22 protein-coding genes and 2 tRNA genes are annotated in these 23,355 nt (G+C 67.5%); 11 read left to right on the top strand and 13 right to left on the bottom strand.

Going from position 1 to position 23,355, the window contains the following annotated elements; genetic code table 11:
* Positions 1–105: 105 nt before the first annotated feature.
* Positions 106–1,758 carry a hypothetical protein gene (locus tag AB0395_RS35740; RefSeq protein ID WP_366288630.1) on the bottom strand — a complete coding sequence of 551 codons (1,653 nt, stop codon included), beginning with the start codon at positions 1,756–1,758 and terminating at the stop codon, positions 106–108.
* A 178-nt stretch (positions 1,759–1,936) separates the two neighbouring features.
* Between AB0395_RS35740 and AB0395_RS35735 the strand changes: the two genes are divergently transcribed.
* From AB0395_RS35735 to AB0395_RS35725, 3 genes are all read left to right on the top strand, one after another.
* On the top strand, positions 1,937–2,176 hold the full coding sequence (locus tag AB0395_RS35735) for a hypothetical protein (protein WP_366288628.1): 240 nt from the start codon (positions 1,937–1,939) through the stop codon (positions 2,174–2,176).
* A gap of 373 nt (positions 2,177–2,549) precedes the next feature.
* A complete protein-coding gene (locus tag AB0395_RS35730; protein ID WP_366288626.1) occupies positions 2,550–3,005 on the top strand; it encodes a hypothetical protein in 456 nt (151 codons plus the stop codon).
* Between the two features lie 75 nt (positions 3,006–3,080).
* A complete protein-coding gene (locus AB0395_RS35725) occupies positions 3,081–4,163 on the top strand; it encodes a DUF6461 domain-containing protein (protein ID WP_366288624.1) in 1,083 nt (360 codons plus the stop codon).
* A 134-nt stretch (positions 4,164–4,297) separates the two neighbouring features.
* Here the strand turns inward: AB0395_RS35725 and AB0395_RS35720 are convergent.
* From AB0395_RS35720 to galU, 7 genes are all read right to left on the bottom strand, one after another.
* A tRNA-Ala gene (locus tag AB0395_RS35720) sits at positions 4,298–4,371 on the bottom strand.
* Between the two features lie 68 nt (positions 4,372–4,439).
* Positions 4,440–5,267: a hypothetical protein gene (locus AB0395_RS35715; RefSeq protein WP_366288622.1), complete on the bottom strand. Its 828-nt coding sequence runs from the start codon at positions 5,265–5,267 to the stop codon at positions 4,440–4,442.
* Positions 5,268–5,391: 124 nt separating this feature from the next.
* Complete coding sequence (locus tag AB0395_RS35710) at positions 5,392–6,045, bottom strand: GNAT family protein (protein WP_366288685.1); 654 nt, start codon at positions 6,043–6,045, stop codon at positions 5,392–5,394.
* Between the two features lie 253 nt (positions 6,046–6,298).
* Positions 6,299–6,772 (bottom strand): MogA/MoaB family molybdenum cofactor biosynthesis protein, encoded by a 474-nt coding sequence (locus AB0395_RS35705; RefSeq protein WP_366288620.1) that lies wholly within the window; start codon positions 6,770–6,772, stop codon positions 6,299–6,301.
* A gap of 123 nt (positions 6,773–6,895) precedes the next feature.
* Complete coding sequence (gene moaC / locus AB0395_RS35700) at positions 6,896–7,366, bottom strand: cyclic pyranopterin monophosphate synthase MoaC (protein ID WP_366288618.1); 471 nt, start codon at positions 7,364–7,366, stop codon at positions 6,896–6,898.
* 326 nt (positions 7,367–7,692) lie between these two features.
* Complete coding sequence (gene glp / locus AB0395_RS35695; protein WP_366288616.1) at positions 7,693–8,880, bottom strand: gephyrin-like molybdotransferase Glp; 1,188 nt, start codon at positions 8,878–8,880, stop codon at positions 7,693–7,695.
* Positions 8,881–8,903: 23 nt separating this feature from the next.
* The gene (gene galU, locus AB0395_RS35690) at positions 8,904–9,803 is read right to left on the bottom strand and encodes a UTP--glucose-1-phosphate uridylyltransferase GalU (RefSeq protein ID WP_366288614.1); all 900 of its coding nucleotides are present in this window, start codon (positions 9,801–9,803) and stop codon (positions 8,904–8,906) included.
* A 23-nt stretch (positions 9,804–9,826) separates the two neighbouring features.
* Here galU and AB0395_RS35685 point away from each other — a divergent pair, with 23 nt between their 5' ends.
* The 3 genes from AB0395_RS35685 (at position 9,827) to AB0395_RS35675 (ending at position 12,396) form a co-directional block, all read left to right on the top strand.
* Positions 9,827–10,408, top strand: a complete 582-nt coding sequence (locus tag AB0395_RS35685) for a 5-formyltetrahydrofolate cyclo-ligase (RefSeq protein WP_366288612.1) — start codon at positions 9,827–9,829, stop codon at positions 10,406–10,408.
* A 51-nt stretch (positions 10,409–10,459) separates the two neighbouring features.
* Complete coding sequence (locus AB0395_RS35680; protein WP_366288610.1) at positions 10,460–11,965, top strand: potassium/proton antiporter; 1,506 nt, start codon at positions 10,460–10,462, stop codon at positions 11,963–11,965.
* 119 nt (positions 11,966–12,084) lie between these two features.
* A complete protein-coding gene (locus AB0395_RS35675) occupies positions 12,085–12,396 on the top strand; it encodes an FmdB family zinc ribbon protein (protein WP_366288608.1) in 312 nt (103 codons plus the stop codon).
* A 485-nt stretch (positions 12,397–12,881) separates the two neighbouring features.
* Here the strand turns inward: AB0395_RS35675 and AB0395_RS35670 are convergent, their stop codons facing one another.
* A complete protein-coding gene (locus AB0395_RS35670) occupies positions 12,882–14,876 on the bottom strand; it encodes an MDR family MFS transporter (protein ID WP_366288606.1) in 1,995 nt (664 codons plus the stop codon).
* Positions 14,877–15,597: 721 nt separating this feature from the next.
* On the opposite strand from AB0395_RS35670, the gene AB0395_RS35665 reads away from it, so the two are divergent.
* From AB0395_RS35665 to mscL, 3 genes are all read left to right on the top strand, one after another.
* The gene (locus AB0395_RS35665) at positions 15,598–16,407 is read left to right on the top strand and encodes an S-methyl-5'-thioadenosine phosphorylase (protein WP_366288604.1); all 810 of its coding nucleotides are present in this window, start codon (positions 15,598–15,600) and stop codon (positions 16,405–16,407) included.
* 752 nt (positions 16,408–17,159) lie between these two features.
* Positions 17,160–17,822, top strand: coding sequence for a flagellar biosynthesis protein FlgA (locus tag AB0395_RS35660; RefSeq protein WP_366288602.1), 663 nt, complete (start codon positions 17,160–17,162; stop codon positions 17,820–17,822).
* An 81-nt stretch (positions 17,823–17,903) separates the two neighbouring features.
* Positions 17,904–18,308: a large conductance mechanosensitive channel protein MscL gene (mscL, locus tag AB0395_RS35655; RefSeq protein ID WP_366288600.1), complete on the top strand. Its 405-nt coding sequence runs from the start codon at positions 17,904–17,906 to the stop codon at positions 18,306–18,308.
* A 105-nt stretch (positions 18,309–18,413) separates the two neighbouring features.
* Here the strand turns inward: mscL and AB0395_RS35650 are convergent, their stop codons facing one another.
* Positions 18,414–19,514 carry a D-alanyl-D-alanine carboxypeptidase family protein gene (locus AB0395_RS35650; protein WP_366288598.1) on the bottom strand — a complete coding sequence of 367 codons (1,101 nt, stop codon included), beginning with the start codon at positions 19,512–19,514 and terminating at the stop codon, positions 18,414–18,416.
* A gap of 982 nt (positions 19,515–20,496) precedes the next feature.
* On the opposite strand from AB0395_RS35650, the gene AB0395_RS35645 reads away from it, so the two are divergent.
* Both AB0395_RS35645 and AB0395_RS35640 read left to right on the top strand, forming a co-directional pair.
* Positions 20,497–20,569 (top strand) — tRNA-Arg (locus AB0395_RS35645).
* 217 nt (positions 20,570–20,786) lie between these two features.
* Positions 20,787–21,500 carry an HAD family hydrolase gene (locus tag AB0395_RS35640; RefSeq protein ID WP_366288596.1) on the top strand — a complete coding sequence of 238 codons (714 nt, stop codon included), beginning with the start codon at positions 20,787–20,789 and terminating at the stop codon, positions 21,498–21,500.
* On the opposite strand, the gene AB0395_RS35635 is transcribed toward AB0395_RS35640, so the two are convergent.
* The 3 genes from AB0395_RS35635 to AB0395_RS35625 all read right to left on the bottom strand — a co-directional run.
* Entirely contained in the window at positions 21,478–22,839 is a 1,362-nt protein-coding gene (locus AB0395_RS35635; protein WP_366288594.1) for a tyrosine-type recombinase/integrase, read from the bottom strand. The two genes, AB0395_RS35640 and AB0395_RS35635, sit on opposite strands and share 23 nt — an antisense overlap.
* Complete coding sequence (locus AB0395_RS35630; protein WP_366288592.1) at positions 22,836–23,027, bottom strand: helix-turn-helix domain-containing protein; 192 nt, start codon at positions 23,025–23,027, stop codon at positions 22,836–22,838. Before AB0395_RS35630 ends, AB0395_RS35635 begins: the two co-directional genes overlap by 4 nt.
* On the bottom strand, positions 23,024–23,355 hold a 332-nt coding region (locus AB0395_RS35625), incomplete at its 5' end, for a replication initiator (protein ID WP_366288590.1). The genes AB0395_RS35630 and AB0395_RS35625, both read right to left, overlap by 4 nt.

The following is a 23,355-nucleotide window of genomic DNA, read 5'->3' as shown; positions in this document are numbered from 1 at the left end:
TCCGGTGGCGATCGTACGGCCGTCCTGGAGCATGGCCACGCGGTCGGCGGTGCGATGAAGAGCTGACGGCCGTGCCCGGCCCGATGGCCGGACACGGCCGTCAGGTCAATCGACCATGATCTGATGGACGGCCTTGGCCGGCCCGGCCGTGGCCTCTCCTGACCACAACGCGAGGTAGCTGTACCTGCCGGCGGTGGCGGGCGTGTCGGTGAACGTGTACGTGCCGTCGGCGTTCACGCTCACCGGCGGCAACTTGACGCTTCCATCGCTGACGTTGTCGATGTACACGCTGCGCTGCACGATGAGCGTGGCCCCCGGCGAGGGCGGCTTGCCACCCGCCGTCAGCACGCCGGTCAGCACCATGGCCGTGCCGACGACGCCTGACTGCGGCCCGTTCATGGTGAGGGTGGATACGTGCCTGACCGTCACGGTGACGGAGGCGTTGCTTCGGCGGTAGTGGTCGTCGCCGTCCCAGAACACCAAGTAGGTCACCTCGCCGATGTCCGACGGCCTGTCCTCGAAAGTGAACGTGCCGTTCTTCTGCGTCGTCACGCCGGCGATCGGCTCTTTCGTCCCATCGAGCAGGCGCCGGGTCACCGCGAGCGGCTTGAGCCCGAGCGCCTTGCCGTCGGTGCGGGTGAGCCGCCCCTCGACGGTGACCGGCGAGCCGGCATACACGCGCGCCGGGGCCGTCACCGTCAGCTTGGATGCCGGCAGTGCGACGCCCGTCACCCGCCACAGCAGCAGCCGGTTCGCGGAGCTCCGCAGCAGCACGAAGACGTCCGGACCGGAGAACGCGACGCCGTCCGGGAGCAGTTCGGCGTCCAGCTGGTCGGCCGCGAACATCGCCGCGCCGGTCGCGGCGTCGTAGAGCGTGAGGTCGGTGCTGCCCCACTGACGTCCCGCGGCGAGATAGGCACCGCCCGAGCCGAGCGCCACGGCCGACGGATACCCGTCCCAGCCGTCGCCGTCGCCGTAGGTGCCGGTCGCCGCCAGGGTCCTGGTGTCGTACCTGGTGAAGTGACCGGGGGTGTCGGCCGCGGAGAACAGGGTGGTGCCGTCGGAGGTCAGGGCGAGGTCGCGCAGGTAGTCCATGCGCCACTTCTCGCCGTCGATCGTGCCGCGCAGCTCCGGAGTACCGTCGTCGACGTCGTAAACCAGCATGTCGGCGTGGTGCAGGCTGGTCCGGCCGACCACGAGCGTGTCGCCTGCGGCCACGAGCACGGGAGCGCGCAGGTGCTCACCTCCGACCGCCACCGGCGCCGGTGTGGCCGCGCTCAGATCCAGGCCGACGACGCCGCCAGGGCCGTTGTCGCACCCGTGCCCCACCCACAGCCGCTCGCCCAGCAATGCCAGGGTGGACGGGCACGGGTGGGCCGACAGGTCGATCCGCCGGGTGACGGCGAGGCTCGCGGTGTCGATCTCGGCCACCTCGTTCGAGCCGGTGAGCGCCGCGTACAGGCGGGTGTCGTCCGCGTTGATGGCCAGCTCGCGGACACCGGACAGGCCGGTGACGACGCCGGTGAGGTTTCCGCCGGTGTCAGCCACGATGATCCGGTCGTCGGCGGAAACGAACACCCGGCCGCCGCCGACGGCCAGGTCGGCGGTGTAGGAGTCGAACGTCACCCCGAGGTCGGTCGTGGTGTCGGCTGCCGAGGCGGCGGGGGCCGCAACAGTGAGCAGGCCGGTGAGCAGGGCGGCGATCAGGCCGGCGGCGCTGCAGTGAGCGGCTAATCGGCGAACCAGTGGGTGGTGCACGAGGACCTCCTACACGGATGGGAACATACGTTCTAATAACGCCTTGCGGGTGCTCCCACGTCAAGATCGGCTGATCGCGCGACACCAAACCGTGATCAAGTACGCCCCCCGCTCCGGTCGAGAGAGCGTGTTCTCGAGGGGAAGGCAGGGCTCTCCCGTGCGGAACCGGGAGGAACCGTTGGCCGCTGACCTGATCTCGACCACCGAGGCCCGGCTCTACCGGGTCCCCGACGCCATGCGACAGCTCGGGCTGAGCCGCAGTGTGATCTACGAACTGATGCACTCAGGGCGGCTGCGCTCGATCCTCGTGCGGGCCATCTCCCACGCCCAAGCCCGCGACAAGGTGAAGCGAAACGTCGCGCTGCTCTGCGAGATCCCCAGGGGAAAGGAGGGGCGGCGGCGACATGTGAGCCGTTGAGAACATAGTCACTCAGAAGATCAAAAAGGCCGTCTCTGATCATCAGAGACGGCCTTTGAGCTCGGTGGAGATGAGGGGATTCGAACCCCTGACCCCTTCGATGCGAACCCTGGTGGGACCTGCCGGGCCTGCTCGTCGGGTGCCATCCGGTGTCGTCAGGTACGGCGCCGATACCGTCTGATGATCTCGGCCACGCCCCCGTGTCAGCGGGTTCGCTGACTTTTCGCTGACTCCACTCAACTCCCCTCCGACAAGGACCGTGGCCGGGGAGAGCACTCTGCTTGTGCCCCTTCCCCTGGAGCCGGCCTGGATGTGTCAGTCCCGTACGTCATGATCGGTACGCATATATCCGGTAGCCCTCTCAGAGAGTGCCTTGGCAGAGGTCATCAAAGCACTTCTTGATCCTGGAAAAATACAGCGGTATCTGAAGGGGATCGCAGACGTCGAAGCGGAGCGGAGTCTCTTCGAGCTCAGCACCCATGGGGAGATCTGGGCCGAGAGCGGCCCCGACGCCATCGCACTCGACGCCGCTCACTGCGATCACGCTCTCATTAAATACGAGCTCTGGGACAGCGAGCCGGTCGCCTTGAACTGGGACGAGAGCTGGGCGGGAAGCGTCCATCTGACCTCCGGAAAAGTCTTCGCGGTCAGCCCCTATTCCGGAGACCTCGCCCACCACGAGGAGTTCGATCTTGGCCGTCGAGATCGAGAATGGCAGCTCAGGGTGTACCGCAAGCTGCTCAGCCACGAGGATTTCACGACGCACGTCATCGGCTTCGCCCTGTTCAAACTGCAGTTCTGGCCCCCGTGGACACTGTCCCACACATGAAATGATCTTCAATGTGGCGAGGGCATGGGAGTGCTCGTCGCATCGACATCGCCAGCCTTCGCTAAGGAGCGCCCCATGGATCCGATCCACACGCGATACGCCGAACTTCTCGAAGCCGGTTTCCCCAACGGCCAAGTGTGCCTGACCTGGTGTCAGAACAGTGACCTGGAGGAGGTCGCCCGCCGCTTCGGCGCGGCTCCGGAAACGGGTCTGTGGGCCACAGTCGACGACCTCGAAGACCTGGAGTTCGAGCACGGAGAGGAGTTGGTCGAGCTCACCACGATGGGCAAGTGGACGATCGCCATGGAACCCGACGGCTTCCAGGGAGTGCGAGCTGCAGTTCTGGAGCCCCTGTCGGCCAGCGGATGTGCCTTCAGCGTGTTCTGGAATGGAGAGCTGGACAACGAGGTCGCCTACGCCGTCGACGGCCGGATCGTCACCTCCTTCGACCTGATGAATATCGGAGAACGCTCCGGCAGCGACCCGGCCGCCCTGGATGAGCTGCTGGATCAGGTCGGTCTGCATGACGGCCTGCCAGCACAGGCGCGCAAGGCACGGATCCTGGCCCTGGGCGAGGCGATCAGCGGACAACGCCTGACTCCGCAGTGGCTGCGTTCTGATCAGTTCACAGTCCTGGTCGCCGACCCACTGCCCGACCCCCTCGTACCTGCCGCCCTGTTGAATCCACGCGCGCCCTTCCTCGACGAGCCGGAGATGAAGCGCATTCTCGCCGACCCCTCGCCGACCGTACTGCTCGACATCACCAAGCTGGCCGTCTCCTTCACCGTCGCCGTGATCGACCTGGAGGACTCACTCGGCGAGAAGACACTGCAAGTGCTGGAGCACGGCGAACACTCGCCCGGCGAACGCGAGGCGTTAAAGTCGCACCTGACCCGGCTGCGCACCGAGACCGACCGACAAGCCGTGCGGACCCAGGCGCGCTCCACATCGGGTACAGGTGACGAGGCGAGGCCACTGTGGCGAAGGAGCGCCGCGCTCGTTCTCCTGGAGCAGGCTCTGGGCCCTTCTCCCATCGACGCGGCCCGTTCCGCTGCTGAGCGGGCCGGGAATTTCTGTGCGACCAGGACAGATCACATGCGCCTACATGTGCTGAGCAACGTCGTCGCCCGCATCGCATACGACCTGCGACACCCCTGACCGGCCCTGGGTTCCTCTCTCAAAGATGTGCGTATCTACCGGCAACCGGCACACATCCCAGAATCTACTGTCACCTGGACCCCGAACAATGAGAAGGCCCGGCTCCATGACCTGGAACCGGGCCTTTCGTCTTGTGGAGATGAGGGGATTCGAACCCCTGACCCCTTCGATGCGAACGAAGTGCGCTACCGGACTGCGCTACATCCCCGAGACGTCCCCTAGATTAGCAAACATCCAGAGCCTCTCGCGCCATCTGCCCGTCAGGGGCATGGAAGATCAGTCGCCGACCGCGCGGCGTGCCGCCTCGGCGTACTGGTCGAAGAGCTCGTCGCGATGCGCCGCCAGGTCGATGATCTCGGCAACCGGGCGCCGAACCTGCGTCTCGGCCCTCCGGCGGGCACGCTTGGCACGTTCCGCACGAGCCTGAGCGGCGGCTCTGCGGCGCTCGGCGTCGACCTGCACCGAAACCCTGAGGATCGCCAGATAAAACCCCAGAAGGCCCACAGAGGGCGCCACGCCCCACCAGGGAATGATGTGGACTGCGGCCGTCACCACCGAGGCGATGATCAACAGCACACACCACAGGGTCAGCCGCCTGCGCTTGGCGACCTGCACCGCCCGGCGACGCCGTTCCGCGCGCCTGCGGTCGGCGACCGACCGCCTGGCCCCGGGACCGGGACCGGGACCGGGACCGGGACCGGGACCGGGACCGGGACCGGCCGGAGGCTGCTGCAAGCGCGGGGCGGAAGCCGAGGACGCGCGATCCGGTGTCTCGGAAACCCCACGGGAAGGCGCCGAGGACGGGATCGGCGCGGACACCGATGAGGAGGCGGGCGACGAGGCCGGGAGAGACGACGCCTGCACGGACGCGGACGAGGGCTCGGGCAGGGACACCTGCATGACCGCCGAGGAGGAGACCGGCGGGAACACGAGGTCACGCTTCGTCTCGATCGAATCGTCGTCCGGCGACTGCTCGTCCTGGACGTACGGCTCGGCGCTGTCGTGAAACTCGGTGAAGGTGGTCCGGTCGCGGCGCAACCACATGGGCACGAGCACGCACAACCACATGACGACAATGGCCAGGTACAGAAGAACACTGCTCACGGCCACCTCCGGGCAGCATGAAAACGCCTAGGGTCCCTTGGCGTCTTCAATGTGCTCACGTCACGCACAGTAAGACCGCGTGTCACTATTTGACGAGTATTCAGTGCGGTGTGTCGCGAGATCTTCAAACCTCTTCATGGGGAGCGCCACCGTGGGCCGCTGCCTCCCGGGCCCTGCGCCAACGCACCAGCAAGCCTCTTGGTGCGTCTTCGACCGTGAGAGCGTAACAAATGTGGTCACGCCAAGCGCCATCAATGTGCAGTTGGCGCCGTCTTATGCCTTCTTCCCTAAACCCAAGCTTTTCAACCACCCGGCGGCTCGCGTGATTTTCCGGGCGGATATTCGCCTCAACTCGGTGCAGACCGGTAGTGAAGAAACAGTGGTCCACCGCCATGGCGACGGCGGTGGGGATGACCCCCCTGCCCGCCAGCGCGCCATCGACCCAGTAGCCGATCTGAGCCGACCTGGCCGAGCCCCAGACGATGGCACCGATGGTGAGCTGCCCAGCGAAGGCGCCCTGGTAGGTGACGACCCAGGGCAGGGCGAGTCCTTGTCTGGCCTCCCTGCGCAGGGTTCCCGCCATCGAGATGTAGGGACCGAGGCCGGTGCGGAACAGCGGGGTCTCCGGGTTGCCTGGTTCCCAGGGACGCAGCCAGTTGGCGTTGCGCAGCCGCGCTTCGCGCCAGACACGAACATCTCGCAGGCGCAGCGGCCGAAGTCCCACCGGGCCTTCCGTCAGAGTCACCGGCCAGCCACGAAGTCGATCCACGTTCTCCATCATCTCCCGAAGACACGCCGTCGTGCCATGGAGTCCCCTGGCCCTGTCGGAGCCGACGGAGCACCGGCCCGACGGTGTGTGACAGGCGGGCTGCGAGCCGGGTCCCACCGGGAGACATCGGCCCTGTGAGCGTAGGCGGAGGGCGCAACGGCTCCGCAGGCACGGCAGTCGCCTCCTGTCGGCGCCAGAAGGTCGCACCGGCTCCGTCCGCGTGGGGGAACACGCCCTCACCGTCGGCACGGAGCCTGCGCCGTCAGCGTGGGTGGTCCCCGCCCCTGATCTGGTCGACCGCGTGCTTGAGGACCGGTGAGAGCACCGCCATGCCGTCGCGGACCCCGCCCGAGGAGCCGGGGAGGTTGACGATCAAGGTGTTCGCCGCCTGCCCCGCGAGCCCGCGGGACAGGATCGAGGTGGGCACCCTGTCCCGGTTGGCCTGGCGCACGGCCTCGGCGATGCCGGGAATCTCCCTGTCGAGCACCCGCGCGGTCATCTCCGGGGTGAGGTCGGCCGGGGTCAGGCCGGTGCCGCCGGTGGTGACGATCACGTCGTACCCCTCGGCGACCCCGGACCGCAGCGCTTCCTCGACCGGTTCGCCGTCGGGAACCACACGCGGGCCGTCCACCTCACATCCGGCCGCGGCGAGCAGTTCGGCCAACAGCTTTCCGGATTTGTCCTCGTATATCCCGGCGGAGGCCCGGTTGGACGCCGTGATCACCAGAGCTCTCATGCGGTCCATCCTCCCAGTCCACCACCCCACCACAGCCCAGTCGGAGCCACGGCCCTTCCTGTGGAGACGACCGCGCGCCCCGCCGTGGCCCAGCCACGATCATGGCCCTTCCGGCCGCCCCGCCTACGGCCTCGTCCAGCTCCCGGTCTTGCCACCGGTCTTCTCCTCGACGCGGACATCGGTGATCACAGCCGCCGGGTCGACCGCTTTGATCATGTCGATCAGCGCCAGCGCGGCGACCGAGACGGCGGTCAGCGCCTCCATCTCGACCCCTGTCCGGTCAGCGGTCCTGACCAGGGTGGCGATCTCCACTCCGTCCTCGACCACGGCCAGCTCGACCTTCACGCCGTGCAGCGCGATCGGGTGACAGAGCGGGATCAGGTCCGGGGTGCGCTTCGCCCCCATGATGCCCGCGATCCGCGCGGTGCCGATCGCGTCGCCCTTGGGCACATCACCCGACCGGAGCAGGGCGACGGCCTCCGCGGACAGCAACACCTTTCCGGTGGCGCGGGCCGTACGGACCGTGACGTCCTTGGCCGAGACGTCCACCATGCGCGCGGCGCCGGTCTCGTCGATGTGTGTGAATCCACTCATGCGTCCACCATTCCCCACACCTCGGGGCTCGCGGCACCGTCACGGGGGACGGCGACCTCCGTACTCGTCACCACGTTTCTCCAGCATGGATGCCTCGTCCTTCAGGGCGGGGAGGAGGTGCGGAAGGGTCCCTCATGGTGTTCTCCGGACTTTCTCTGCGGGGCTTGTTGCGGTGATGGGGTCGGCGATAACCAAGCCGGCGTTGTGTGACCGCCCCAGGGCATGGGGTGGCAGCGCGGGGAGCCCTCCAGCCTCTGGGCGGGGCTGTGAACCGCGAACCACCCGGCTTCGGCCGGGAATCCCAGTCCTTCGGGGCCGGGAGGATGTCAAAGCGGGATGACCTCGACGGTTGTCCCCTCCGGCACGTCGGTCACGTCCTCGGGGACCACGATCAGCGCGTTCGCCGAGGCAAGGGCGGCGAGCTGGTGGGACCCCTGCCTGCTCACCGGGGCGACGGAGCCGTCGGCGGTGAGCACGGCACGTAGGTAGGAGCGCCTGCCCGCGGGTGAGCGGAGCGGGGAGACGGTCACGGCCCGCACGGTGGGCGTGGGGCCCGCGGGCAGGCCCTGCATCTTCCGCAGCGCGGGCCTGACGAACAGCATGAACGACACGAAGGACGACACAGGGTTGCCCGGCAGGGCGAAGATCGGGATGTGGTCCTGGCCCACGACGCCGAACCCCTGCGGCATCCCCGGTTGCATGGCGACGCGGTCGAAGCGAACCGTGCCGAGAGGGCTGAGCGCCTCCTTGACCGGTTCGTACGCGCCCATCGAGACACCACCACTGGTGATCACCACGTCGGCCCGCAGAAGCTGGGCGTCGAGCTGGTCGAGGAAGCTCGCGGCGTCGTCGGCCACGATCCCGGCCCGATAGCCGTCACCGCCCGCCTCACGGACCGCGGCGACCAGGGTGTAGCTGTTGGACTCCCAGATCTGGCCCGGCGCGAGGGGCGTGCCGGGCTCGGCCAGCTCAGCGCCGGTCGAGATGACCACGACCCGGGGGCGGGGCCGTACCAGCACCCTGCGGCGGCCGACCCCGGCCAGGACGCCGAGCTGAGCAGGGCCGATGAGAGTGCCGGAGGACAGCACCACGTCACCGGCCCGCACGTCCTCGCCCGCCATGCGGATCGCGTGCCCAACGGGCGCGGGCCGCCCGATCGCGACCCGCGCCGTGCCTCCGTCCGTCCACTCGACCGGGATCACCGCGTCGGCCCCCTCCGGCATCGGGGCGCCGGTCATGATGCGCATGGCCGTGCCAGGACCGACGACCAGCGGCCTGCCGTCGCCGGCCGCGATGTCGTCGATCACCGGCAGCGTCACCGGAGCCTCCGCGACGTCCTCGGCCCGTACGGCGTAGCCGTCCATGGCCGAGTTGACGAACGGCGGCAGCGGGACCGGAGAGGAGACCTCCTCGGCCAGCGTGGTGCCCAGCGCCCCTTCCAGCTCTATCTCCAGCGGGGCGAGCGACCGCACGGTGAACAGGATGTCGGCGAGATGCTCGTCGACCGATCTCATGGAACTCGTCGGAGTCGTTGAACTCATCGGGACGCCAGGAACTCCTTCAGCCAGGGCAGGAACTCCGGCGCCAGGTCAGAGCGGTCGGCGGCGAACTGAACCACCGTACGCAGGTAGTCGAGCTTGTTGCCGGTGTCGTAGCGACGGCCGCGGAACAGCACACCGTGCACGGGCCCACCGTCCTCCGTGCCGCGGGCGGCCAGAGTGCGGAGGGCGTCGGTGAGCTGGATCTCGTTTCCGCGGCCTGGCGGGGTGTTCTCCAGGACCTCGAACACGGCCGGGTCGATCACGTAGCGGCCGATGACCGCCCAGTTGGACGGGGCCTCCTCTGCGGGGGGCTTCTCGATCAAGTCGGTGATCCGGACCACGTCGTCCTCCGCGGTCGGTTCGATGGCGGCGCAGCCGTACAGGGAGACCTGTTCCTTGGGGACCTCCATCAGCGCGATGACGCTGCCGCCGTGGGTTCGGCGCACCTCGATCATGCGCTTGAGCAGCTCGTCACGGTAGTCGATCAGGTCGTCGCCGAGCAGGCAGGCGAAGGGGTTGTCGCCGACGTGCTGCTTGGCGCAGAGCACCGCGTGGCCGAGGCCTCGGGGCTCGCCTTGCCGTACATAGTGGAGGGTCGCGAGATCCGCGGGTTCACGCACCTGGGAGAGACGTTCGTCGTCCCCCTTGGCTTCGAGAACGTCCTCCAGCTCGATCGCCCGGTCGAAGTGGTCTTCGATGGAACGCTTGTTCTTGCCAGTGACCATCAGGACGTCGAGCAGACCGGCGGAGACCGCCTCCTCGACGACATACTGGATGGCGGGCTTGTCGACGATGGGCAGCATCTCCTTGGGAGTTGCCTTGGTCGCCGGAAGGAAGCGGGTGCCCAGGCCCGCGGCAGGAACGACGGCTTTGGTCACGAGATCGAAGTCGGCCATACGAAAACGATAGTGGAGGGGTTGTGGACAAGCCGAGGCTGCGGTCGGCGATCAGGGCCGCGCGCACCGCGGTTCCCGAAGACGTGCGGCATGCCGCCTCCGTCAGGACTCGAGAGGCGCTGCTGGACCAGCCATGGGTCCAGATGGCGGGGCTCGTCGCGTGCTACTGGTCGATCGGCACCGAGCCCTCGACCCACGGGCTCGTGTTCGCGCTGTGGAAGCACGGCGCGACCGTGATCCTGCCGGTGCTCCGCGACGACGACGATCTCGACTGGGCGGTTTACGACGGCCCCGACACCCTCGCCCCGGGGCGTTTCGGGATCATGGAACCGGTCGACACCCGGCGGGGTGTCGACACCATCAGAACCGCCGCGCTCGTGATCGTGCCCGCCCTGGCGGTCGACCGGTCGACCGGGGTACGGCTGGGCCGCGGCGGCGGCTCCTACGACAGGGCGCTGGCGAGGGTCGGCCCGAATGTGCCGACGGTCGCGCTGTTGTACGAGGGCGAACTACTGGAAGAGGTCCCCGCGGAACCGCATGACCTGCCGGTTCGCTACGCCGCACAGCCGAACGGCATCACTCGGGTGGTCCCGGGGCGTGCCTGACGAGTCGGTGCAATACGACACAATGGTCCCTGAAGTTGGAGAGGGGGCCAGGTGGGATTGGACGTCTGGCTGCTTCTCGGGGCGGGGATCGTCATCGCGGCGATCGTCGCGGTACGGATCGCGCATCGGAGTGGCCTGCCGAGCCTTCTGATCTTTCTCGGCTTCGGCCTGCTCGTCGGCGAGTCCGGCCTCGGGCTCCAGTTCGAGAACCCGGTGCTCGCCCAGCAGATGGGCCTGATCGCCCTCGCGATCATCCTGGCCGAAGGTGGTCTGACCACCAACTGGCACCACGTGAAACGGTCCATACCCACCGCGCTCGTGCTCGCGACCGTCGGGGTCGGAGTGAGCATCGCGGCCGTGGCGGCCTCGGTGCACACGCTGCTCGGCATGGACTGGCGGACCGCGCTGCTGCTCGGCGCGATCCTCGCGTCCACGGACGCGGCGGCCGTCTTCTCCGTCCTGCGCCGCCTGCCCCTGCCCTCGCGCCTGGCGGGCATCCTGGAGGCCGAGTCCGGTCTCAACGACGCGCCGACCGTCATCGCGGTGATGCTGCTGAGCGCCGCCACCTCGCCCAGCCTTGGGCACGCGCTGCTCCTGGTCGTCTTCGAGCTGGTCGTCGGCGCGGCCGTCGGCCTGGCCGTCGGCCCGCTCGGCGTGTACGCGCTGCGCCGCATCGCGCTGCCGGTCTCCGGCCTGTATCCGATCGCGGTGCTCGCGCTGGCGTTCGTCGCGTACGCGGGCGGCGTGCTCCTGCACGGCAGCGGCTTCCTCGCGGTCTACCTGGCCTCCCTGGTCATGGGCAACTCCCGGATGCCCCACCGCGCCGCCTCCAGGGGGTTCGCGGAAGGAGTGGCCTGGCTGGCCCAGATCGGCCTGTTCGTCATGCTCGGAATGCTGGCCAGCCCGTCGGAGATGCCGTCGGCGATCGTCCCCGGCCTGGTGGCCGGGCTGATCCTGGTCGCGGTCGCCAGGCCGCTGTCGATCGTGCTCTCCGCCATGCTGGTACGGATGGCACAGGTCGACCGGCTGAACTGGCGGGAGCAGGCCTTCCTGTCCTGGGCCGGCCTGCGCGGCGCGGTGCCCATCGTGCTGGCCACCATCCCCTGGGCCGCGAACTCGGTGCACAACGGCACCGCGAAGCTCGTGTTCAACGAGGTCTTCGTCATCGTGGTCGTCTACACCCTGATCCAGGGGCCGACACTGCCCTTCCTCGCGAAGACGCTCGGCCTGTCCACCCCGGACGAGGCGCGCGACCTGGAGGTCGAGTCGGCGCCACTGGAGGAGCTCAACGCCGACCTGCTGCAGATCAGGGTTCCGCCGACCTCGAAACTGCACGGTGTGGAGATCTTCGAGCTGAGGCTGCCCACCGACGCCCAGGTCACACTGATCGTCAGGGACGGCAGGACCTTCGTGCCCGCGGACTCGACGAGGATCAGGGTCGAGGATCAGCTCCTGGTGGTGACGACCGCGGCGTGCAGGGAATCGGTCGAGCGGCGGATGAAGGCGATCAGCCGCCGGGGTAAACTCGCGGGCTGGTTCGGCGAGCAGGGCAGGTAACCACCCAATTACCGGATGGAATGCGACAGATCCGACTCGCGTTTATGCTTGTCGGCTGCCTATCATTAGCAGTCGCGTCACTAGAGTGCCAATCGGCGCGAACCGAAGAGGAGGAGCGCGTGCCCACCTACCAGTACGCCTGTAGTGCATGCGGCAACGAGTTCGACATCGTCCAGAAGTTCTCCGACGACGCGCTCACCGAGTGCCCGACCTGCGCAGGCGAGCTTCGCAAGGTGTTCTCGGCGGTCGGCATCGTGTTCAAGGGGTCAGGTTTCTACCGGACGGACAGCCGGTCCTCCTCGTCCAGCACGGTGAGTTCCGGCGCGTCCTCGGCGGCCGGCTCGTCCACCGAGTCGAAGTCCACCGAGTCCAAGCCCGCGGAGTCGAAGCCCGCGGCGGCCACGAGCAGCCCTGCCCCCGCAGCCTCCTGAGGCCGCCCGTAGAGGGCGGAAAACGACACGGGGCGAAGAACCCGACGACCGTTCGGGAGCAGCGGCCATCGGGGGCGACAGCGTTCGGGGCGGTCTCCGTCCCGGGAACGACGACTGTTTCTGAAGTGACGGTTCGTCCAAAGAGTGACGGCTGTTTCGGGGGCGGTGGTCTCCGTTCCAGAAGCTCTGGTTGTTTCCAGAGCGACGGTTGTTTCCAGAGCGGCGGTTGTTTCGGCGACGGCGGCATCTGGACGGCGGCTGGGCGGGCGTTTCGGAAACGACAGCGTCCCGGGAGCGACGACCATTCGGCCACGGCGGCCATTTCAGAGGTGGCGGCCGTTCAGGAACGACGGTCATACGGTCGTTCGGTCATTCGGAAAGGGCTGCCGTTCGGAGGACCGGTCGCACAGAAAGCCGGTGGGCCCGGAAGATCGGTCGCGCAGAAAGTCCGGTGGGCTCGGAAGGCCGGTCGCCTGGAAAGGCGATCAGCCGCCTCGGGGACGGTCGGAGGCTGAGCCGAGCATCTCGTGGGTAAGCCTGTCCAGCAGTTCGCGGAGCCCGGGATGTCGCGCGGGGTTCCAGTCGTGGACCATCCGCCTCAGTCCTTCACGGGCCTCGGTGACCAGCACCCCCGCCACCTGCTCTCCGGCCAGGGTGAGTTCGAGGCACGTCCCGTCGTTCGTACGGCGGACCAGGCCCCGTGCAACGAGCAGGTCCGCGTACGGCCTGCCCTCCTCGACCGTCACTCCTGCCCGATCGGCGAGTTCGGCGCCGGCCTGAGCACCTCGGGTGCCCAGCCGGGCGATCAGCCACACCGAGCCCGGCGGCAGGTCGAGATGGGCCATGTCGCCAAGACGACGGTAGTAGTCCCTGCGCATCTCCGCGTCGGCCAGCCGCCACAGCCCGCGTTCGACCTCGCCGAGCGAGGAGCGCTCCGTGGACACGGCGCCGTAGCATTCGCCCAGGTCGGCAGGTTTGGTGGTCTCGCGGAGCGGCACCTCGGGCAGCAGCCAGGCCACCGCGAAGGCCACCAGGGCGATCGGCGCACTGTAGAGGAACACCTGGGCGATGGCGTCCGAGTACGCCTTGAGGAACGCGGCGGCGGTGTCGGTGGGCAGCTTCCCGATGACCGTGGGGTCCGACTGGACCGCCTTCTCCAAACCTGCCGGGAGCCGTACCGTCTGCGACAGCCGTACCAGGTCGTCGGTGAGCCGTGAGGTGAAGATGCTCCCCGCGATGGCGACGCCGAAGGACCCGCCGATGGAGCGGAAGAAGGTGGCCCCCGAGGTCGCCACCCCCAGATCCTCGAAGCCGACGGCGTTCTGCACCACGATCACCAGCACCTGCATCACCAGGCCGATGCCGATGCCGAGCACGAGCAGGTACACGCTCAACTCGAGGACCGAGATGTCCTCACGGATGTGGGAGAGCAGATAGAGCCCGAGCGTCGTGATCGCGCCGCCCGCGATCGGGAAGGCCTTGTATCTCCCCGTGCGTGTGATGATCTGCCCGCTGATGATCGAGGTCACCAGCATGCCCGCCATCATCGGAAGCAGGTGGATGCCGGACAACGTGGGCGAGACACCCTGCACGACCTGGAGAAACAGTGGCATGTAGGTGAGCGAGCCGAACATCGCGAACCCTACGGCGAAACCGATCAACGACGCCACATTGAAGGCTTTCACCGTGAAAAGGCGCAGCGGCAGCACCGGCTCCCTGGCCCGCTTCTCCACCTGCCACCAGAGCACGAGCAGGACCGCCGCCGCGGTCGCCAGCCCGATGACGACCGGGTGGCTCCAGGGATGGGTGGTCCCGCCCCAGGTAGTCATCAGCACCAGGCAGGAGGCGGCGGCGCCAAGCAGGACGATGCCGAGATAGTCGATGACGTGGTGGGTCCGCCCCGCGCTCGACGGCAGCACCGAGGAGATGACCGCCAGCGCGAGAACCCCGACCGGCAGATTGACGTAGAAGACCCAGTGCCAGGACAGATGGTCGACGAACAAGCCGCCGAGCAGCGGCCCCGCGACACTGGACACGGCGAAGACCGCGCCGAAGAACCCCTGGTACCTCCCGCGTTCGCGGGCGGGCACGACGTCCCCGACGATCGCCTGGGCCAGCACCATGAGCCCGCCCCCGCCAAGCCCCTGCAGCGCGCGGAAGCCGATCAGCTGGCCCATGTTCTGCGACAGGCCGCACAACGCGGAGCCGAGGAGAAAGATGACGATCGCGCCCTGGAACAGCTTCTTCCTGCCGTACTGATCGCCGAGCTTGCCCCACAGCGGCGTCGAGACCGTCGAGGCCAGCATGTAGGCGGTGACCACCCAGGACAGTTCCTCGAGGCCTCCGAGGTCGCCGACGATCGTCGGCAGCGCGGTGGAGACGATGGTCTGGTCGAGAGCGGCCAGCAACATACCGAGCATGAGCGCGCCGATGACGAGTCCCAATCCTCTCTCAGGCCGCCGGACCCCCACATCAGTCATCCGCCCCGCCACCTCACCCACCCCGTCACCCCCTGCCCCGCTACCTCATTCGCCCCATCAACTCCACCCCGCCACCTCACCCGCCCTGTCACCCCCTGCCCCGCTACCTCATTCGCCCCATCAACTCCACCCCGCCACCTCACCCGCCCTGTCACCCCTGCCTTGTCACCCTTGCCATGTCACCTTTGCCCGCCCCGTCACCCCTGCCTCGCCACCTCACTCACCTCGCCACCAGGTTTCCTGGCCGCACCACCAGAGCCCACCATCGGCCAACCGGGACCATCCCCCACCACGTTGACCACTCGTCTTCATCCCCGTCACATTCGTGATCGTCTTCACCGAGTGGCGATCCTTGAGAGCGCCGGTACGGCGAGCGGCGACGGCAACCGGAGCGAGACCGCGTCCATGCCGCTGGAACACAGCATCACCGAGGCCAAACGCACGGCCTCACCCGGCTGAGCCTCGAGACCGGTGCGACCGAGTTCTTCCAGCCAGCAAGGAAGCTGTACGAAAGGTTGGGATTCGACCACTGCAAACCCTTCGCCGACCAGCGGCCTGACCCCGTACAGCGTGTTGATGACCAGGTCGCTCTAGAAGATCTTGATCCCCGAATCCTGCTGTCGCCCCAGTTATCCACAGGGTAGCCTCCAGGGATTTTCCGTTATCCACAGACCGGGCCAGGGCTCCTCAACAGCTCGCCGGTAACGCTAACCTCGGCGCCATGGTCACCAACGCGGACATCGGAGTCATCGGCGGCTCGGGCTTCTACTCTCTGCTCGACGACGCGACAGAGGTCGAGGTCACCACCCCCTACGGCCCGCCCAGCGACGTCATCACCGTCGGCCGGATCGGAGCACGGTCAGTGGCTTTCCTGCCCCGCCACGGCCGCGACCATCGCTTCCCCCCTCACCTCATCCCCTACCGCGCCAACCTGTGGGCTCTGCGCTCCCTGGGCGTCCGCCAGGTTCTCGCTCCCAGCGCGGTCGGCTCCCTGCGCCCCGAGCTGGGCCCTGGCACCCTGGTCGTGCCCGACCAACTCGTCGACCGCACCTCGGGCCGCCCACAGACCTACTACGACACCGGTGGCGTCGTCCACGTCTCCTTCGCCGACCCCTACTGCCCCGCAGGCCGAGCGGCGACCATCGACACCGCCCGATCCGCCGGATGGGAGCTGGCCGAAGACGGCACCCTGGTGGTCATCGAGGGTCCCCGGTTCTCCACCCGCGCCGAGTCCCGCTGGTTCACCGCCAATGGCTGGACGATCGTCGGCATGACCGGCTTCCCAGAGTCTGTTCTCGCCCGCGAGCTGGCCCTGTGCTACACCACGCTGTCCCTGGTCACCGACCATGACGCCGGTGTCGAGGCCGGTGAGGGCGTCACCCACGAGGAGGTTCTGGCCTTCTTCGCCACCAACATCACCCGTATGCGCTCCTTGGTTGCCGACGTCGTCACCGCTCTGCCCGAAAAACGCACCTGCCCCTGCCCCGACGTCCTGAACGGCCTCCCCCTTCCTTTCGAGCTCCCCGGCTGACCTCTCAGGCTCCACACGTCCTTCGCTCATATGACCTTTCGCCCTCAGCGCGACCCCGTACGGCGGCCCCAGCAGCCTCCCCCGACCCCTGCCCGCCGTACGGACTCCCCAAGAGCCCACTTCCCCCTGACCGCACGCCTCTCTTTCGCCTTCATCGCCCGGCGGCCCCCCGACCTCCAAACGGTGACTGCACCTTCACCATGCTTCGAGACGCTTCAAGGCCTCCTATCGCGCCGACAGGACCGGAGCGACACAAAGACCAACACCAACAAAACAACGTGCAACCCGGCGAACACCGGCGGACACTCGACCACGACGGACACTCGATCACAGCGGACACTTGACCGGTCGGGCAATCGACCACAGCGAGCACTCGACTGCCCTCCCCTGACCGCACTCCCTCACCTTGACCGCGCGACTTTCCCTGCCCAACCGGGCTTCCCCTGACAGCGCGCAGGCGTCGTGACTCTCCTTTGAGCCTCTGCGGCACCTTCCCCACCCCCTCGGCCGTACGACGTCTTACCCCTGCGCGGCCCCGTACCCCTGCCTGACGTCCGGTTCCCCTGCCTAACGTCCGTCCAGACCGACCCCGGTCAGCTCCTTGAAGGGCAGCTGCGCTCGATACGCAGCGGCATCACCCAGCCCTCCGCGGCGCCCACCATCGCCGACGCCCCCCGAACACCACCCACCTCCTCACCGATCACCGATGCCCATTTGCCCCCAATGCTCGGCTCTTCTCGATGGAGTCAGTCATGCGTCCCATCCATGACCTCAGCGCCCCCACCCCTACCGTCTCCACCTCCCGCCGCCTCACGGCTTTCCGCCGTCTTGGCGATCGCCGTCATCGCCTCATCGCAACCGTTGTCGCCGCTCTGGCAATGGCCTGCGCGGTGATCGGCCTGCGACCGGACACCGCGTCGGTGACCGTGCTCGCCGCGGCCAGAGACCTTTCTGGAGGCGCGCTGGGAGCCGCCGACCTGAAGGCGATCGCCCTGCGCCCCGAGACAGTCCCCGACGGCGCCCTGAAGCCCGGCACACCGATCACCGGAAAGATCCTGACCGGTCCCATGCGACGCGGGGAGCCATTGACGGATGTCCGTCTCCTCGGCCCCGGTCTACTGACCGCCCAGGGGCGAGGAACGGTAGCCACCCCTGTCCGGGTCGCCGATCCGCAAACGGCACGGCTGCTGTCTCCCGGCGACGTCGTGAACGTGCTCGCCGCCCCCTCGACCTGGGATGGCTCCGCTCCCGCCCGTACCGTGGCCGAGGATGTCACCGTGCTGGCCACACCAGGCGGTGAACCAGACCGGGGCGCGCTCGTCGTGCTGGCCACCACGGCGGCACAGGCCGTCGAACTCGCCTCGGCCCAGGCGGGTGGACGCCTGTCGATCACAATCGGTTCTCGCGTAAGGTAACTTAACCGACACCTAGAGTAGCGACACCTTCACGGCACCGCCCTGCGGACACCGGATAGAAGCACAGGAGGAGGGGGAACCATGATCGGCGGATTCAAGAAGTTCCTGCTACGCGGCAACGTGGTCGACCTCGCCATCGCGGTGGTCATCGGCGCCGCGTTCACCGCGATCGTGAACTCCTTCGTCAAGGACATCCTCACGCCGCTGATAGCCGCGCTTGGCGGCCAACCAGACTTCTCCGGCCTCACCTTGCGGATCGGCGCAGGTGAGATCAAGTACGGCCTCTTCCTCAATGCCCTGATCTCGTTCCTGATAGTGGCGGCTGTCATCTACTTTCTCGTTGTCCGCCCCTACGAGAGCATCTCGGCCAGGTTCGCCAGGCAGGAGGAGAGTGTCCTGCGCGACTGCCCGGAGTGCCTCTCAGAGATACCCCGGGCCGCTGTCCGCTGTGCCCAGTGCACCGCCCCGGTCAGACCCGTCCCATGACGACACCTGGAACACCCATGGCGACACCGGAAACGGAGACCGCGTCCCATGACGGCGCCTACAACGGCGTCACTCCCGCGCCCGACAGAAAACGGGACACAAGACCTACAGAAGAGACCCGAGCTTCGGGTCATACTCCCAGTGCCACGGTTCAAAAGGACTGACGTAAGCCCATTTCGGATGCATCCAGCCAAACTTCTTGCTGTTGGCCTCCAGCCAGTTGAACTGCGCCGACCGGAACTGCTCAACTCCCCCGCACAGGTCGACGGCGAGCCCGAGGCCATGATTGCTGCGGCCGGGGACGGCGGCAAAACCCGGCCTGCGATAGTAAACCGACTGCTGTTCGGCAAGGCTCCGATAGCTGTCCGTCACACACATGGACTTGCCGAACCGCCTTCTGTACGCCTCGTTCAAGCTGATGAACGCGATCGCCGCATCGCCCCGCAACTCTTTACCTCGCTGCTGGAGCGGGCAGAGGTAAGCCTTGGGGATCAGGCCGTTGGGAAAGTCGCTCAACGAGGTCGCCCTCGTCGGGTCACATCCCGCCGCGGGGTTTCCCGACTTGTCGACCTTGATTCCCAGCTTCACCAACGCCTGCGTCAGCGACTTCACAATCTTGGCGGAGCGCGCCCTGAGCGTCTCGATCTCGGCGCCCATCTGGGCTTCCGCCAGAAGATTGCCCGCTCGCAGTTCCTGCGCCTCCGCTGCCAGACGCTCCCGCTCCGCCTGAAGGCGAGCGCCGTCGCCGAGGACCTGGTTGCGCTCGGCCGCGATCTGACTGACGTCGGCCATCGCTCTGAGGGTTGAGGCATCCGCGTCACCGGACAGAAAGAAAGCCGCGTCGCTGCCGATGGGTCGCTGGTAGAGCTGCCCCACCAGATCTGACAGCGGCTGCCGTACCTGAGCGAAAGCCCTCTCCGCGGCCTGCAACTCACGCAGCTTGGCAGCGAGTTCCTTCTCCGAGGCCTGGATCTTGGCACGTCTCTGTTCCAGCGCCTTCGTCGCGTCCTCGAGGTCTTTCGCGGCCTTCTCCGCCTCACGCCGCAGTTCAGTGAGATTGACGGGTTCACGAAGGGCCTCGGTAGGGCCGGCCGGAGCCGTCAGACTTGTCGCCTCGGCGAGATCGGTTGACTCACTGGCGACGACCAGCCGGGCCTCTGCCTGCATCGGGCTCGCGGCAGCCGCCCCCGGGAAGAGGGAAGACATCGTCGCGACGACGGCGACCAGACCCGCTGATCGACGAGGTGGCACGTTCGACCCCTCCGTTTGCGAACTCGTGACCTGGGTCAGGCACGCACGTTACTACAGCCCGCCAAGTGCCTGGGTCAGACTCACTACAGCTGATATGCGCTGAACACCCCATTTAGCGCTCCCGCAACTCAGGTCTCTCGTCGCGCTTGCTCCTTACAGACCTCCCACAACCAGGTCTCCCGCCACTCCGTCGGGCAGCCGAACGTGTCGTCCGGCGGCTCAGACTGTGGCGCCTGTCTCACATGCGGCGCCGGAGATTCTTCGCGGGGCACCATCCTCCGCGCGACCGAAGGGACCTCCGCGGGAGACGCATCGGCCGCAGAAGGGCGCACATCCGCGTTAACCACCGGAGGCGCCCAGCCGCCATAGATCCGTTCCGGCCGATAGGGAGGAGGGACGATCCTGGGCTCCAGGACCACGCTCCGCACCGGCGCGACCGAGACCGGCACCATGGCAACCGTGCTCCCCGCTCCCCCGTTTCCCGGGCCGCCCACCACCCCCCACGCCTCAACCTCTCCCCCGCCCCCCGCTTCTCCTGCCCCCGCCCCGCCCCGACCCCCGGACCCGCCCCCTTCGCGAACCCCGGACCCGCCCCCTTCACGAAGCCCACTCTCCCGGGGCCCCACCCCGGCGACGATCCCCCGAGCGGCCGCCTGATATCCGGTGAGCTCCGCCACCAGGAGCCCCGCCGCCAGAAGCGCGGGAGCCAGCATCGCCCCACACAGCACCAGCGGCCGTAGCGCCCGATGCCCCCGGATCCGCTTCCGTCGCCGTTCCGTCACAGAGCGCGACACTAACCATCCCCGCCGCCACGACACTCAGCCACTTGCCGCCCTTTTACCGGAGCTCAGCGAACCAATAACCCATCGATCGGCAACCGACCCCCCTCCAACCACACATCCACTCCACACTTTCGCTACTCTTACAGGGAGCCCCTGCCTCCGTAGCTCAGGGGATAGAGCACCGCTCTCCTAAAGCGGGTGTCGCATGTTCGAATCATGCCGGGGGCACTCTTCTTCCAGCGGGTATGCGCTTGACCTGCCGCTTAGCCTGTTGCGCCTACCCGCCCTCATGCAGCCGAGAGCAGTCGCGCGCAGCCGTAGGTCAGTGATCACGGGACATACGCGGGACGATCTTGAAGGCGTTCGCCCACTTCACCGGCCGGTTTCCGGGCGTCTCAGGGCTGATTCGCCATGGGGCGGGGACATGTCTCTAAGGTGAGACACCGTGCACCGCTTGGCCCTCTTCGACCTCGACAACACGCTCATCGACCTGGATGCCGCCTTCCGCGTGTGGGCCGAGGAGTTCGCCGCGGAACGGGCGCTCACGGCGGAAGCCGTTGACTGGTTGATCGCGCTTGACCAGAGCTGCCTTCCGCATCGTGAGGTGTTCTTCGGCAAGGTGCGGGAGCGGTTCGGACTCCCCGATCCGGTCGAGGAACTGTGGGCCGCGTACCGTCGCCGCATGCCCCACCTCGTTCACTGCCGACCCGAGGTGGTGACCGGCCTGACAGAACTACGGGCCGCAGGGTGGCGGGTAGGGATCGTCACCAATGGCACCGCGGACAACCAGTTGGGGAAGATCCAGCGGACCGGACTGGCCGAGGTGGTCGACGGCTACGCCCTGTCAGGGATCGAGGGCATCCGCAAGCCCGAGACCGGGCTGTTCGAGATCGCCGCGCGGCGATGCGGAGCGAGCCTGACGGAAGAAGGGTGGATGGTCGGCGACCACCTGACCAAGGACATCGCTGGAGGCCGTGCGGCAGGACTGCGAACCATCTGGGTCGACCGTGGCGCCCATCCCGACGACGCTAACCAAGCCGATCATGTCGTCACCGACGTCATCGAGGCCATCGCGATCCTGCGAGAACGAGAAAGGCCCCGGCACGAGACCGGGGCCAAGGACAGACGGGGACGGATCATCCCCCGAGAGCACCATTGATCTTTCTGTTGATGTGGTCCTGCTGACCGTCCATGCACTTGGCGTAGACCCGCAGCAGGACATCCACGCTGTGACCGGCGCGCTTGGCCACCTCAGTGGCTGGAACCCCCGCGTTCAGCCAGAGCGACACGGCCGCGTGGCGCAGGTCGTACGGCCGAGCGGCTAACGACGACTCCAGTTGCACCGGGGACAGAGCGAGCTTCCGTGCCCCCTGCCAGACGTAGGAGTAGGCAGAGCTGGAGTAGGAGCCGTCACCGGCGGTACGGAACAGCCTGCCATCCTTCGCCGTGCCGTAGGTCTCGACGTGCTCCCGAAGGATGGCGACGAGGACCGGTGGAATCGGGATCTCACGCGTCTCCTTCTGCGCCCGATGCTTGAGACTGCGCGACTCGTGGGTCTCCCCCGAGTTGGTCCATCGCTTCGTCGCCTGTGGCCGGGCACGCTCCAGGATGATCCTCCCCCAGTCCTCAGGGGGCAGAAGGCAGTCCTTCAGGCGTAGATCCGCCGCTTCCTCCGGGCGTAACGCCGCGTAGTAGACGCAGGCGAACATCGCCCTGAGCCGCGGACCACGCTCGCGGCCAACCTTGGGCACAGCATCCAGCAGTTTCCTGGCCTGAACGGGATTGACCACGGTGCGAGGGTCGACGACCGTGACCGCCTTTGGCGGAGCCCACTTGATCTCATCCAATGGGTTGCTCGTGAACACCTTCTGCTCTACCGCTTGTTCCAGAAGGTGACGGAAGATCGCCCGCTTACGCCGTACCGTGTTGGCCCCCGCCTCCTTGTCTGCGAAAGTGACCGAGATGGCATCAAGGGCCGTCCGGAGCACACGCGCCTCCCCGAGCGCCGACAGCGGGAGGGATGCCTTCTCCAGCCACCGCAGGGCCACGGCCTGTGCACTGTCCAGGTCGGCCCGTCGCCCTTCGGGAAGGAGAGCATGGGTGCGGAGTACCTCCCGCAAGGTGTCGGAGTCGGGACGCCCCGGCACTTCAGCCGCCAGCGCAGGGACGAGCGACAACAGCGCGTAGGCGTCCGTCTCCCGGGTCCTGGCCGCTGAGCTACGCCACCGGCCGAGAACGTAAGACTGCGCGAACTCCAGGAACGAAGGCCCCGAGGGCTCCGGCGCGAGCATCGACACCGGCAGCCCGGTTGCGATGTCAAACGCCTCCCCTGCCCTTGCCGCCTGTCGCAGGTCGGCCAAGAAGCTGGATGCCAGCCCCTTGGTCCGATAGCTCTTGGACTTGGGCTTGCGGGCCACCGTCCATCGAACGATGAAGGGCGCCACCTTGTCCGGGCGGTGCTGGATCTCGCTGAGCTTCACGTCGTAGCTGGTGCTCACGCCGCCTCCCGGTGAGAGGCGAGCCACACCATGAGGTCACTGCGCCAGATACGCAGTTCGTCGTTCGGGAGCCGAACACAGACGGGCGCACGGCCGAGTTCGCGCCAGCGGTAGAAGGTGCGACGGGAGATCCCACCCAGCTCTTCGAGGACCTCAGCGACGGTCAACAGCTCATCACGTCGACTCATCGGGCACCTCCCTCCATCCCTGAGGAGGAGGCGGGCGGAGTTCCGGTAAGCGCGGCTGCCAGAAGTGCGTCACCGGCTGACAGGCCCTTTCCGGCGTACTCCCAGTGGGAGATCACGAGGACGGTGTCCTCGTCGAGGATCGGGAGTCGACCAGTCGTGATCTCCTCCCCACGTACGAAGGCAGCACGAGCCGCGCGGAGTTTGCCGAGGGTGGTGGAGTAGCGGCGGGACTTGGTGGAGAAGTGGGGTCTGGCAAGATTTTCGTGATGGGGTGACGGAACGTCATCGTGGTGGCATCGTGGCCATTGTGTGAGGACCTTCTGCGCCT

Source organism: Streptosporangium sp. NPDC051023, assembly GCF_040689595.1.
Taxonomy (GTDB): domain Bacteria; phylum Actinomycetota; class Actinomycetes; order Streptosporangiales; family Streptosporangiaceae; genus Streptosporangium.
The sequence above is the reverse complement of the archived record's forward strand: the minus strand, read 5'-3'. Positions and strand labels throughout refer to the sequence as shown.

Excerpts from the sequence above, each read along its gene's own strand:
- AB0395_RS35660 (WP_366288602.1), top strand. The coding sequence starts at position 17,160 with ATGCGTCCCATCCATGACCTCAGCGCCCCCACCCCTACCGTCTCCACC.
- AB0395_RS35665 (WP_366288604.1), top strand. The coding sequence starts at position 15,598 with ATGGTCACCAACGCGGACATCGGAGTCATCGGCGGCTCGGGCTTCTAC.
- AB0395_RS35630 (WP_366288592.1), bottom strand. The coding sequence starts at position 23,027 with ATGAGTCGACGTGATGAGCTGTTGACCGTCGCTGAGGTCCTCGAAGAG.
- moaC (WP_366288618.1), bottom strand. The coding sequence starts at position 7,366 with ATGAGTGGATTCACACACATCGACGAGACCGGCGCCGCGCGCATGGTG.
- mscL (WP_366288600.1), top strand. The coding sequence starts at position 17,904 with ATGATCGGCGGATTCAAGAAGTTCCTGCTACGCGGCAACGTGGTCGAC.
- galU (WP_366288614.1), bottom strand. The coding sequence starts at position 9,803 with ATGGCCGACTTCGATCTCGTGACCAAAGCCGTCGTTCCTGCCGCGGGC.
- AB0395_RS35670 (WP_366288606.1), bottom strand. The coding sequence starts at position 14,876 with ATGACTGATGTGGGGGTCCGGCGGCCTGAGAGAGGATTGGGACTCGTC.
- AB0395_RS35710 (WP_366288685.1), bottom strand. The coding sequence starts at position 6,045 with ATGGAGAACGTGGATCGACTTCGTGGCTGGCCGGTGACTCTGACGGAA.
- AB0395_RS35650 (WP_366288598.1), bottom strand. The coding sequence starts at position 19,514 with ATGTCTTCCCTCTTCCCGGGGGCGGCTGCCGCGAGCCCGATGCAGGCA.
- AB0395_RS35705 (WP_366288620.1), bottom strand. The coding sequence starts at position 6,772 with ATGAGAGCTCTGGTGATCACGGCGTCCAACCGGGCCTCCGCCGGGATA.
- AB0395_RS35725 (WP_366288624.1), top strand. The coding sequence starts at position 3,081 with ATGGATCCGATCCACACGCGATACGCCGAACTTCTCGAAGCCGGTTTC.
- glp (WP_366288616.1), bottom strand. The coding sequence starts at position 8,880 with ATGAGATCGGTCGACGAGCATCTCGCCGACATCCTGTTCACCGTGCGG.